This is a genomic window from Roseibium sp. AWQ4_254, assembly GCF_056161025.1.
Window position 1 is genome coordinate 326,064 of record NZ_JBSWYH010000001.1, and the last position, 12,853, is coordinate 338,916.

Here is a 12,853-nt window from a genome sequence, read left to right on the forward strand (position 1 = left end):
ATTCTGAACTGCTACCGTCCTCATTTAAGGCATTGCGAACAATCAATCCGGCTGGCTTGAATTTAGACATACAACGAGGGCGCGTGACCAATGATTTCGACACTTGGTCTGGATCTGGGAACAAATTCATTGGGCTGGTGCCTGATTGAAACGGAGGGAGAGCCGGGGGCAAAGGAGAAGGGGCGGATCGTCGACCTCGGGGTCCGGATTTTTTCGCAAGCCGACATGGCGGGCCGGGACCCGAAATCAAAAGCCTCGCTTGCCGTGGCCCGGCGGGAGGCGCGCGGTGCCCGGCGGCGGCGGGACAGATATTTAAAACGGCGCCAGCGCCTGCTGGACCAGTTGATCGCCGCGGGGTTGATGCCGGAGGATGAAGACGGCCGGAAAAAGCTGTTGAAAGAGACTGCCGATGCCAGGGGCGGGGATGTGTCCGTGTCCGTTTATGCGCTGCGGGCAAAGGCTCTCGACAAGGCGCTGGAGCCTTTTGACCTTGGCCGGGTTCTGTTCCAGCTCAACCAGCGCCGGGGTTTTAAATCCAACCGCAAGACGGACAGCAATGACGCTGAACAGGGCAAGATCGCCACGGCCATCACCCGGCTTGACCAGCAAATGGCGGAGGCGGGCAGCCGGACCTATGGGGAATGGCTTTATCAGCGGCGCCTTGCCGGGCTGTCCGTGCGGGCCCGGATGACATCGGACGGCAAGGCCTATGACTTTTATCCTTCCCGGGCTGCGCTGGAACATGAGTTTGACCGGATCGTGCAGAAACAGAAGGTGTTTCACCCCGGTTTGCTGACGGAGGGTCTTATTGCCGATTTGAGGGAGACGATTTTCTTTCAGCGGCCCTTAAGGCCGGTGACGCCCGGAAAATGTTCCTATAATCCGCTGGAACAGCGTTTGCCCAAAGCCCATCCCCTGTTTCAGGCCTTCCGGCTGGTGAAGGAAGTTAACGAACTGGCCCTGATCGGTGACGACAAGATTGCCCGCAAATTGTCGCCGGACCAGCGCGATGCGCTGCTGCTTCTCTTGCGCACCAAGCTGACCAAACAGGGCAAGGCGCCATTTTCCAGATTGCGCAAGGCTTTGAAACTGCCACCGGAAATGCGCTTCAACAAGGAAAGCGAAACGCGCCGGGACCTGGAGGGCGATGTTGTCACGTTCCGGCTGTCCCAGCCGGAGTGTTTCGGCAATCTGTGGAGCAGCCTTGATCTGGAGCGGCAGGCGGAGGTCACGGAAAAATTGCGCACCGAACCGGATTTTGATGCGTTGACCCGGTGGCTTCAGGCCGAGTTCGGATTTGCCGAAGACAAGGCCAGGGTTATTGCCGACACGGCCCTTCCGGAAGGTTTTGGCCGTCTCGGCCCGTCCGCGCTCAGCGCCTTGACCGACGAGATGATGACTGCGGTTGACGAAAATGGCTGTGTCATTTCCGAAGCGCAGGCCTCGATCAATATCTACGGAAAAACAAATTCCCAATCCGCTCCGGGCCGGGAGGCTTTTGATTTTCTGCCGAAATATCAGGAGGTTCTTGAGCGGCATATTCCACCTGGAACCGGCGGAGAGGCGGATCCAAAGGCGCCGGAATGGGATGAAGTCAAGGGCCGGATCACCAATCCGACCGTTCATATTGCCCTTAATCAGCTGCGCCGGGTGGTCAATGCGGTCATCCGCAAACACGGCAGACCGGACCGGATTGCCATTGAGGTTGGCCGGGACCTGAAACTGAGCGACCGGCAGCGGCAGGACGCTGAACGCCGCATTTCCATGAACACCCGTATTGCCGAGGGGCTTTCAAAGGAGCTGACAGAAACCTATCAGCAGCGGGACACCGGCTATAACCGCCTGCGCCTGCGGCTTTGGAAAGAGCTGGACCCGGATGTGACCAACCGGGTCTGTATCTATTCCGGCAAGCCGATTTCCGCTGCGATGGTGTTTTCCGGCGAGACCGATGTGGACCATATCCTGCCCTATTCCAAAACGCTGGATGACAGCGTTGCGAACAAGGTTCTGTGCCTTGCGGCGAGCAACCGGGAAAAGAAAAACCGGGCCCCGGCCGAGGTGCCGCAATGGCGGGGGCAGCTGGCAGATATTCAGGAGCGGGCGTCGGTGCTGCCGAAAAACAAGCAGTGGCGCTTTGCGGAAGATGCCATGGCGCGCTTCGGCGATGAGGAGGGCTTTCTGGCGCGGCAGGTCATCGATATGCAATATATCTCCCGCCTGGCCCTGACCTATCTGTCTTTTCTTTATGACGCGGAAGAGGTGGATCTGGACGGGGTGGTCAGCCGTAACAGCCATGTGCGCGCCTTGCCGGGCCGGATGACGGAAATGCTGCGCCGGAACTGGGCGTTGAATGATATTCTGCACGATCACAATCTGGCCGATGTCACCAAGGAAAAGAACCGGCTGGACCACCGGCATCACACCATTGATGCGGCGGTCGTGGCCTGCACGTCGCGGTCCCTGATCCAAAAGCTGGCGACGGTGTCCGCGCGGGCGGAAGAAGACGGCGCCGAGCGGGTGGCCCGGGAGGTGCCGCTGCCCTGGCCGGGGTTCAGGGATGACTTACGCAAAAAGGTTGCGGAGGTTGTGGTCAGCCACAAACCGGATCATGGGACCGTATCAAAGGCCGGGGGCACTTCCGGCCGCAGCCAGACCGCCGGACGCCTGCATAATGACACCGCCTATGGCTATACGGGGGAACAGGATGCGAAGGGCAATGACATCGTGGTGGTGCGCAAGGCCATCACGTCCCTGTCGCCAAAGGATATCAATACCATCCGCAGCAATGATCAAGGCCATTCGGAGCTTCGGGAGCGGTTGACGGCGGCCACACGGGGTCTGAGCGGGAAGGCTTTTGAGGAGGCCTTGCAGCGGTTTGTGGAGACCGATGAAAAATTCGGCTTCAAGGAATGGACTGATCCGCAGACCGGCCAGACAAAGGTTCGTCAGGGCATCCGGCATGTGCGGGTGAGCGAACCGCTGCGCACGATCCCGATCCGCGACAAGGCGGGCAAGGCCTATAAAGGCTACAAGGGCGACAGCAACCACCGCTATGACGTCTGGCGCCTGCCCGATGGAAAATGGAAGGCGGAGGTCGTCTCGACCTTTCAGGCGCATGATCCGGGCTGGGTGTCTTCTGTCCGGGCCGAGTTTCCTGCCGCCCGCAAGCTTTTGAGCCTTCAGCAGGGGGATTGCATTGCGGTGGAGCAGGATGGAACCCGCAGGATTTGCCGGGTCGTCAAGTTCGCGGAGCGGGGCCAGATGATGGTGTGTGACCTCCATGAGGCGGGGCCGCTGAAAGCGCGGAATGACAACAAGGAAGATCCGTTCCGCTATCTCAGTCTTGCCCCTGGCAGTATGAAGAAAGCGAAGGTGCGGCAAGTCCGGATTGATGAAATCGGGCAGGTCTTCGACCCCGGGGCTTGGTGGGACAGGAAATGAATGCTACTTTAAGGGGAGTATTTTCAATATTTCTCTTGTGTTGCTTTCATGTTGCGTATTGTCGATCTTTCCTCAGACGGGCTTTATCTTTCGGTCAAGAGAGGGTTCCTGATCATTTCACGGGAAGGCAGTGAACTCGGCCGGATTGCCCTTGACGATATCGGCGCGGTCATTGCCCATGCCCATGGTCTTGTATGGTCCAACACCGTTTTTGTCCGGCTGGCGGAACGGGCTGTGCCGGTGGTGCTGTGCGGCGCGAACCACGCACCGGTCTCCTGTGTCTGGCCGATGGAAGGCCATCACTTGCAAGGTGCGCGGCTGAACGCCCAGGCGGGGGCCGGAAAGCCGCTGATGAAACGGCTGTGGCGGGATTTTGTTGCCGCCAAGATCCGCATGCAGGGCGCTGTTCTGGCCTCCGCAGGCGGGGAGGCCGGAGCCTTTGACATGCTGGCGCGCAAGGTCCGCTCAGGCGACCCGGACAATGTTGAAGCACAAGCCGCCCGCAGATACTGGCCTGCCTTGATGGGTCGGGAGTTCCGCCGCGATGCGTCCCTCGACGGCACAAATGCGCTGTTGAATTACGGCTATACGGTGCTGCGGGCCATTGTCTGCCGGGCGATTTGCAGCGCCGGGCTGCACCCGACGTTAGGACTTCACCATTCCAACCGGGGCAATGCCTTTGCGCTGGCCGATGATCTGATGGAACCCTACCGGCCCCTTGTTGACAGGCTGGTTCTGAATCTCGTGAGCGATGGGCATGGTGAGGTTGACCCTTTCACGAAGACCACGCTGGCCGGGTTGACCGGATTTGACCTTGAAGCGGCCCATGGCATGAGCCCGCTGCATCTTCATGCCGCGCGTCTTGCCCAGCAGCTTGCGGACAGTTTTGCCAAGGGGGAGGGCCAGCTTGACCTGCCGGTTGCACCGCCGCCTCTGGTGCTGGCGGCCATGGGCCGGGCGGAAGAGGAAATGGCATGACGACACTTTTTACGCAAACAAGAGGAGAGCGGCGGGACCCGTCCTATCTGTCCGCTTACCGGCTGATGTGGATGCTTGTGACCTTTGACCTTCCGGTGGAAACCAAGAAACAGCGCAAGGCTGCCACGAAATTCCGTGAATTCCTGCTCGATCAGGGGTTCGAGATGAGCCAGTTTTCCAACTATATGCGGCTTGTTAACGGCCGGGAACAATATGATACTTATGTCCGGCGGGTTGAGCGGAACCTGCCCGAGCGCGGCGATGTGTTCATCTTTCAGTTCACGGACAAGCAATATGAGAATATTGTGCGATTTAGCGATCAATCCCGGCGCAAGCGCCAGAAAAACCCGGACCAGATTGCCTTGTTTTGACCATTTTAGCGCTTTTTTGCTCCGTAGAGCGGCGGAAAAATGCTGCAAAAACAACCCTTTCCGCCGGGATCTACGGTAGCAGTTCAGAATACGCAGGCCAACCGCAACATTGGCACTGTTCTTTGGGTAGCGGGAACCACGGTAGCAGTTCAGAATACGCAGGCCAACCGCAACCAGTATTCGGACGTGCTGTGGCGCTGTATGACGGTAGCAGTTCAGAATACGCAGGCCAACCGCAACGCAACGCGGCTATCCTCGCAGGCATTGCCGACGGTAGCAGTTCAGAATACGCAGGCCAACCGCAACCTTCAAGCGAAGGCGGTACCAGCAGCAGCCACGGTAGCAGTTCAGAATACGCAGGCCAACCGCAACGCTGGAATCGACTGGAAGCCATGGCGCAGAACGGTAGCAGTTCAGAATACGCAGGCCAACCGCAACTTCGGACTGCCGCCCCAAATCTGGTTCGCAACGGTAGCAGTTCAGAATACGCAGGCCAACCGCAACACGTAGCCCTTCTTATCGTCGTATCGGACGACGGTAGCAGTTCAGAATACGCAGGCCAACCGCAACTCTTTGACCGCCCCTGTGACCGCGGGCGTCACGGTAGCAGTTCAGAATACGCAGGCCAACCGCAACTCTGCGCGCCGGTGTTGTTGTTGCTGGCCGACGGTAGCAGTTCAGAATACGCAGGCCAACCGCAACCATCAAGGGCAGCGATCCTACTGAAGACCCACGGTAGCAGTTCAGAATACGCAGGCCAACCGCAACCCGGCTGGCGCCGCCCAAAACCAGCCGGGGACGGTCGCAGTACTGCCTAAAGATCCCGCGGCTTTACGAACCGGTCCAGATGGCCGGTTCCGGTTGCGAGTTCTTCCCAATCGGCGATATCGAAATCGATAACGGCCAGCGCTGCGGTCGGATATTTTTCGCGCATATCGGCCAGCGCATCCTTGTCCCCGGTTCCGGCCAGCGTATGGGCGGTGTCTTCCGTTGCCGGATTGTGCCCGATCACCATCAGGGTCTGCGCCCGGCCGCCATGTTTGCGGATCAGGGCGGCGTAGCTGTCTTCGCTCTGCCAGTAGAGGTCGGACAGGAGCTGAATATGCGCTTCCTGCGGCAAAAAGGGGAGCAGGCGGGCCAGGGTCTCCCGGGTCCGCTGCGAGGTTGAGCACAGGATCAGGCTCGGCCAGAGCTTTTGCGCGCTCAAATAGTCTGACATGGCCACGGCCGCCGTCTTGCCCCGGGCATTCAGCGGCCGGTCGATATCGGCAAGATCCGGATCGTCCCAGTCCGATTTGGCATGTCTGAAAAGAAGTAACCGCATATCTTCTCTATCCGATAGGGCTCAAGAGCTTTTGGGTCCGGGCCGGTTTGGGTCAGTCCTGCTGCGCCAGCATCTGCGTGAACGCTGCAACAGCGGGGCCGACCTCGCCTTCCTGGGTCGGCAGCTTGTAGGACAGCCACAAGGTATAGTCTGCCGTTGCGCCCGAAAAATACCACAAGGTCTCGCACAGGCTGATTGGTGTCCAGTTCCGGGTCCTGAAGGAAATGCCGGTGGCGGCCGCGCCGCTCAGCTTGACCGGCTCAAAACCGGCGGCCTTGTAATTGCGGGAGAACTTCACCGCTTCCTTGCGGCCGGTGGCCTGCAGATGTTTGCGCACCACCGCCGTCAAGCCATCTTCGCCTGTATAGACGCAAGCCGCCAGACTGGAGGCGTCCCCCTCCAGGGCCTTGACCCTGTAGAACGGGCCGACCATGTCCGGGCAGCGCAGCCCGGTGAAGTGGCGCAGCCCGGCAACATCGCTCTGCCAGCCGGCCTCTTTTTCGGGCGGAACCTGTGCCCGGACGGGCAGGGACGCAGCCTGCAACAGCAAGGGCAGTCCCAGACACATCAGGACAAGAAGCGATAAAAAGGCGTTATGCCGTCCCAACTGGACCTCCCTGGCTCAACCCCGGTCGCGGCGGTTCATGAAGGCAAGGCGCTCAAACAGATGCACGTCCTGCTCGTTCTTCAACAAGGCGCCATGCAGGGGCGGGATCAGTTTGCTGCCATCTTGTTGACGAAGCGTTTCCGGATCGATGTCTTCGTTCAGCAGCAGTTTGATCCAGTCGATCAGTTCCGAGGTCGACGGCTTCTTTTTCAAGCCCGGGACCTCGCGCACATCGAAAAACAGCCGCAGAGCCTCCGACAGCAGCCTTTGTTTGATGCCCGGGAAATGCACTTCCACAATATCAGCCATTGTATCTGCGTCGGGAAATTTGATGAAGTGGAAGAAGCAGCGCCTTAAAAAGGCATCCGGCAGGTCTTTTTCGTTGTTGGAGGTGATGATCACCACCGGGCGCTGGCGGGCCTTCACCGACTGGCCGGTCTCGTAGACGTGAAACTCCATCCGGTCGAGTTCCAGAAGCAGGTCGTTGGGGAACTCGATATCTGCCTTGTCGATCTCGTCGATCAGAAGCACGGGTCTTTGCTCGGCTTCAAAGGCTTCCCAGAGTTTTCCCTTGCGAATGTAGTTGTTGATGTCCTGGACCCGCTCATCCCCGAGCTGGCTGTCCCGGAGACGGGACACGGCATCATATTCGTAGAGCCCCTGCTGGGCCTTGGTGGTCGATTTCACATGCCATTCGATCAGGCGCGCGTTCAGGGCTGCAGCCACCTGTTCCGCCAGCACGGTCTTGCCCGTCCCCGGCTCACCCTTGACCAGCAGCGGCCGCTCCAGGGCGACCGCCGCGTTGACCGCAACGCGCAGATCTTCCGTGGCAATGTAATCGTCAGTTCCTTCAAAGCGCATGGGACCGTCCATCTTAAAAATCTCCGGCGGAAAGTGGCAGGCCCGGGGCGCGGACGCAAGTCCGCAAAAGGGTCACGGAAAAGGCCCGGCAGGAGGAGAGTCTTGCCCAGGCAAGGGGAAGAAATTGCCTGTTTGGACTGGTTCTGACGTATTCAGGAATCCTCAGAAATAAATGGATGCAAATTATAAATATTTGAAATATATGGAAAAAATTTTGAATCTTTCAAACTGGCACGTCCCTTGCGGAAGAAGGCTGACGATGGGCGCAAGCCCGTGTGAGCAATGCCCGATCTATCAAGAGGACCAAACATGGGTATTTATGGGGCTATCAATGCAGCGGTCTCGGGACTGACAGCGCAGGCGACTGCGCTGGAAAACATTTCCGGGAACGTGGCCAACTCTCAGACAACCGGATTCAAACGGCTGGACACGACCTTTTCCGATCTTGTGTCCGGTGGCGGGGCGACGCAGGCCAGCCAGGTGTCCGGCACCACCTATGCGACCTCCCGGGCGACAAACTCCATCCAGGGCGACATCACCCGGTCGGAAGTCGACACCTATATGGCGATCAAGGGGGACGGTTATTTCGTGGTGACCAAGGCCTCCGACGTTGTCGACGGGTCCACCACCTTTGCCGACGAAACCTTCTATACGCGCGGCGGTGATTTCGAACGGGATCAGGATGGCTATCTTGTCAACAAGGCCGGCTATTACCTGCAGGGATTTCCGCTGGATCCGGATACGGGCAATCCGGTCGGTGACAACCCGGACGTGATCCAGATTGAAAATCAGCCGCTCGCAGCCTCAGCGACGACCCAGATCGATTACCAGGCCAACCTGCCGCGCATTCCTGACACCAGCGACTATGATGGGTCCACGGCCGCGTCGGCGCTTCTGGCAGCATCGGTTGGCACTGGCAACGTCGCCGTTGCCAACGAGCAGGACTTTCTGGACAGCTCTATCTCGGGTGGCTCCATCACGGTCTATAACGAGAACGGCACGGCGATGAACGTTCAGGTCCGCTATGCCAAGACTGCGAATGCGGCTGCCGGCCCTCCCGTAGTCAACGACACCTGGACCATGTATATCAGCTCCGGTGGCGATACGACGAACGCCTATTATGATGTCGGAGATGTTGAATTCGACAGCACGGGTGCCCTCACAAGCATGACGGCGGGCACGATCGGTACGGTGAACTCAACGTCTGATGGCTTTGATATCGCAACCCTGACGATCAACGGCACTACGGCAACCGGCATCGGCGTGTCCTTCGCCAACAATTCCCTGACCCAGTATTCGGATGCGGATGGCAATGCCAGCTCCGTCTCGCTTGACCAGGACGGGTATGCGGCTGGCGAGCTGACCGGTGTGGCAATTGATGAATCGGGCCGGGTGATCGCAAGCTACTCCAACAGCCAGCAACGGGCCGTTTACGAGATCCCGCTCGCGACCTTCGAGGCCGAGCAGAACCTGCAGCGGGTTGATGGGGCAGCCTTCCGGGCCACCACCTCTTCCGGGGAGGCGGATCTGACCGGCGGGGGGCAGATCCTGGCCAACAATCTGGAACTTTCCAACGCGGATATCGCGGATGAGTTTTCCAAACTGATCATCACGCAGCAGGCCTATTCGGCCAACTCCAAGATCGTCACATCTGCAGATGAGATGCTGGATTCCGCGTTGAACATGGTCCGTTAATGCCAATTTGGGCCGGCGGGGGCTGACCCGCCGGCCTTTCCGGTCAGCCGCTCTTTCGTAAAGGACAAACCGCTATGGGTCTCACAAGTGCCCTCAACACTGCGGTCTTCGGGATCACCTACAATCAGCGCCAGCTTGATGTTACGGCGAACAATATCGCGAATGCGGATACGGCCGGGTATTCGAAGAAAACCATTTCCGCCAAAGCCTATTTCGACGGCGAAGGCAATGTTGCCGGCCTGACCGCAACCGAACTGACCCGGGTTGTCGATGAGCAGGTCCAGGCGGACTATTTCAACTCTTTGGCCGACACGAATTATGCCAATCAGATTGCCGGGTATACGGAGCGGCTGGATTCCATCTTCGGTACGATCGGAGACAGCAGCAGCCTGTCCTCTCTGGTTGGGAACATGTCCTCGGCCCTGTCGACGCTTGTGAATGACCCGGGCAATTATACCGCACAGAAAGAGGTGGTGGCTGCGGCCGAGGCAATGGCCCGCGAACTGAACAGCAGCTATGAGCGCATCGCGGACCTGCGCCAGGAGGCCGATGAATCCCTGGCCCTGCAGACGCAGACCGTCAACAATCTGCTGAGTGGCATTCAGGACGTCGATACTGCCATCCGCGATGCGGCCCAATCCGGGATCTCAACGGCGGACATGGAAGATGAGCGGGACCGGCTGGTCGAGCAGCTGTCCGGCTATATCGATGTCGAGGTGACCAAGAACAACAACAACACGCTCTCCATCCAGGCCGCGAATGGCGAACAGCTTTATACGGACAACAAAGCCTCGACCTTGAGTTTCACACGGACCAACCAGCTGCAGCCGGGTGTCTCCGGGCAGACGGTTACCGTGACCACGCCGGGCGGGTCGTCCTATGACCTGATCGATGCCTCCAAATCCGGCAAAATGGTTGCAACAGCCGAGCTCCGGGACGAAATTCTGGTGGAAGCCCAGAAGCAGCTCGACACCATTGCCGCGGAAATGTCCCTGGCCTTTTCAAATGTGCCCGTGGAAAGCACGGCTGTCACCGTGGGCACCGACACCGGGTTTGATCTGGATCTGTCGGCTCTGCAGGCGGGCAACAAGATTACGCTGAACTACACGGATACATCCGGCGCGGAGCAAACGGTCACTCTGGTGGCCGTCTCCGATCCGAGCCTGCTGCCGCTGGACAATTCGGCCACGGCAGATCCGGGAGACACGGTGTTTGGCATCGATATCTCGAGCGGTTCTCTGGCAACCTATATCACCAACATCACCGCCGCGCTCGGCAGCACGGGCCTGCAGGTGAGTAACAACGGCTCCAACGAGCTGCGGGTCCTGGGGGATGGGACCGCGCCGACCAGTGTGGAGAGCCTTTCGGCCAATGTCACTGTGACCGGCAACGCCGACCAGGGGCTGGGCCTGCCGATATTCGTCGACCAGCGGGGCGGAACCGAGATCTTTACCGACGCGCTGGAAAATGGTGGCCAGCGGGTGGGCTTTGCCAACGGGATCAGAGTGAACCCGGATCTTGTGGCCGATAATGCGCTGCTGGTGAACTATCAGACGACGCCTACAGCAAATACAAAAAATGATTCGTCCCGGCCGCAGTATCTTCTGGACGCGCTGAAATCAGGCGAGACCCATTTTGATCCCGAGACGGGCATTGGCAGCACATCCTCGCCCTTTGAAGGCAGCGTGATTGATTACATCAACAACACGATCGCCTTTCAGGGAAACCAGGCGGAGGACACAAAAACCTATGCGACCGCCAAGGAAACCCTGACCAAGAACCTGGCGATCCGCCATGAGGAAAATTATTCGGTGGATCTGGATACCGAGCTGGCCTTCATGGTGCAGCTGCAAAACGCTTATGCGGCCAATGCCCGTGTGATGCAGACCGTCAACGAGCTTTTCGAAGAGCTCCTGAACATCGTTTAAGGTGCGTTATGACCCTGTCTTCGATCACAACTTCCCGGTCCTATCTCACCCAGCAGCTGGGGGAGATGAATGACCTTCTGGCGAAAAAGACCAACCAGCTGGCCACCGGCAAGGTCGGAACAACCTATGGAGAGGTTGGTGACAACCGGCTTCTGGACATCCAGCTGACGCAAAAAGTCAGCCTGATCGACAGCTATCAGGAAACGATTTCGACCTCCAATCTGCATCTCAATACTTTGTCCCTGTCTCTGGAACGGCTGGAAACAATCCGGCGGGATTCCAAATCCGCTCTGGATACCAACGATTTCGTGTTGCAGAGCGATGGTCAGACCCAGACCCAGTCCCGGGCAGAACTGCTGCTGACTGAAGCGCTCAGCATCCTCAACACGGAAGTGGCGGGCTACTATGTCTTTGGCGGCACGGATGCGGTTTCCGATCCGGTGGCCGCGCTGGATGCGATCATGAACGGGTCGGGCAGCCAGGACGGGTTGAAGACCTATCTCAGCGAATATTCCCAGGCCAATCTCGGGGCCTCCAACAATGGCCGGATGTCGATCTCAACCCTGACCACCAATTATGCTGCCGGTGTACCGACAGACAGCACCTTCACCATTGCCGAAGACGGGGCCCATGATTTCGGCTTCGACATTTCAAGTGTCACCTCAGGCCTGAGCAACGTGACACTGACGGGCCCTTCCGCAACGGATCCGGACAGTTTTGATGTGCAATTCACCGGGCAACCTGTGCTCGGGGAAACGATTTCGGTGGACCTGACCCTGCCGCCGGACCATACGGAAACGGTTACCATTGAATTGACGGCGGCAACCTCCAACGAGGTGGAAGGCACGTTTGAAATCGGCGCGGATCTTGAGGCGACGGCGCAAAACCTTCTCACAGAGCTGACATCCGCGATTGAAGAGGAAGCCAAGACAACCTTGAAGGCGGTGTCGGACGAATGGGCCAGCGACGAATTTTTCTCGACCTTCTCCGGGGAAGTTCCGATGCGTGTCTCCGGTCCTCCCTATACTACGGCAACCACCCAGGTGGCCGATTCCACCTCCACCTTGGAGTGGTATACCGGCCGTAACACCACAACGACGGATCCGCGCAGCGACAAGAATGCGGTTGTCGATTCCAATCTGACCGTGAATTACGGCGTCCGGGCGAATGAAACGCCGCTCAAGGAGCTGGTGCAATCGCTCGCAACATTCGTCGCGGCCGACTTTTCCGCTGGCACCCAGACGGATGAGCAATATTACAACCAGCTTTCCGCCAACCTGCGCAGCATTCTGCAGCCTGAAGGCGTGGACCAGTCCGGAATTGTCGATATTGCAACGGATGTTGCCATCACGCAGCGGACCGTCAAGCTCACGAGTGAGCGGCATGTGCAGATGAAAAGCACCTATGAGGGCACGATTGCGGAGATCGAGGGGGTGGACAAGGAGCTGGTCGCGGCCGAGATCCTGAGCCTGAAAAACAATATTGAAGTGGCGTATAATGCCTCTTCCATCCTCTTCAATCTGAAGCTCTCCGACTATCTCTAGAGCAAATCTGGTTTCAACGGATTCAGGTTTCGCAGCCTCTCGGCTGCGCCCTGAACACGAAACCTGACAGGCTCAAGCTTAACGCAACACCCTTTACATCAATG

9 protein-coding genes and 1 CRISPR repeat array are annotated in these 12,853 nt (G+C 58.5%); of the genes, 6 read left to right on the forward strand and 3 right to left on the reverse strand.

Annotation, left to right across the window (positions count from 1 at the left end):
• Positions 1 to 90: 90 nt before the first annotated feature.
• From cas9 to cas2, 3 genes are read left to right on the forward strand one after another with little or no spacing between them, the layout of a single operon-like run.
• On the forward strand, positions 91 to 3,441 hold the full coding sequence (gene cas9 / locus ACXAIC_RS01445) for a type II CRISPR RNA-guided endonuclease Cas9 (RefSeq protein WP_475172811.1): 3,351 nt from the start codon (positions 91 to 93) through the stop codon (positions 3,439 to 3,441).
• Positions 3,442 to 3,489: 48 nt separating this feature from the next.
• Positions 3,490 to 4,419: a type II CRISPR-associated endonuclease Cas1 gene (gene cas1 / locus ACXAIC_RS01450; protein WP_475172814.1), complete on the forward strand. Its 930-nt coding sequence runs from the start codon at positions 3,490 to 3,492 to the stop codon at positions 4,417 to 4,419.
• Positions 4,416 to 4,790, forward strand: coding sequence for a CRISPR-associated endonuclease Cas2 (gene cas2, locus ACXAIC_RS01455; protein ID WP_475172816.1), 375 nt, complete (start codon positions 4,416 to 4,418; stop codon positions 4,788 to 4,790). The genes cas1 and cas2 overlap by 4 nt, the downstream gene beginning before the upstream one ends.
• 72 nt (positions 4,791 to 4,862) lie before the next feature.
• Positions 4,863 to 5,558: a CRISPR direct-repeat array (repeat unit 36 nt; unit sequence ACGGTAGCAGTTCAGAATACGCAGGCCAACCGCAAC).
• A 46-nt stretch (positions 5,559 to 5,604) separates the two neighbouring features.
• On the opposite strand, the gene ACXAIC_RS01460 is transcribed toward cas2, so the two are convergent.
• From ACXAIC_RS01460 to ACXAIC_RS01470, 3 genes are read right to left on the reverse strand one after another with little or no spacing between them, the layout of a single operon-like run.
• Entirely contained in the window at positions 5,605 to 6,114 is a 510-nt protein-coding gene (locus tag ACXAIC_RS01460; protein WP_475172817.1) for a SixA phosphatase family protein, read from the reverse strand.
• A gap of 52 nt (positions 6,115 to 6,166) precedes the next feature.
• Entirely contained in the window at positions 6,167 to 6,721 is a 555-nt protein-coding gene (locus tag ACXAIC_RS01465) for a hypothetical protein (protein ID WP_475172820.1), read from the reverse strand.
• A gap of 15 nt (positions 6,722 to 6,736) precedes the next feature.
• Entirely contained in the window at positions 6,737 to 7,582 is an 846-nt protein-coding gene (locus ACXAIC_RS01470) for an AAA family ATPase (protein WP_475172821.1), read from the reverse strand.
• A gap of 309 nt (positions 7,583 to 7,891) precedes the next feature.
• Between ACXAIC_RS01470 and ACXAIC_RS01475 the strand changes: the two genes are divergently transcribed.
• From ACXAIC_RS01475 to ACXAIC_RS01485, 3 genes are all read left to right on the forward strand, one after another.
• Positions 7,892 to 9,277, forward strand: coding sequence for a flagellar hook protein FlgE (locus ACXAIC_RS01475; protein WP_475172822.1), 1,386 nt, complete (start codon positions 7,892 to 7,894; stop codon positions 9,275 to 9,277).
• Positions 9,278 to 9,351: 74 nt separating this feature from the next.
• Positions 9,352 to 11,205, forward strand: a complete 1,854-nt coding sequence (gene flgK, locus ACXAIC_RS01480) for a flagellar hook-associated protein FlgK (protein WP_475172824.1) — start codon at positions 9,352 to 9,354, stop codon at positions 11,203 to 11,205.
• A gap of 8 nt (positions 11,206 to 11,213) precedes the next feature.
• Entirely contained in the window at positions 11,214 to 12,749 is a 1,536-nt protein-coding gene (locus ACXAIC_RS01485) for a flagellar protein (RefSeq protein WP_475172827.1), read from the forward strand.
• Positions 12,750 to 12,853: the final 104 nt, after the last annotated feature.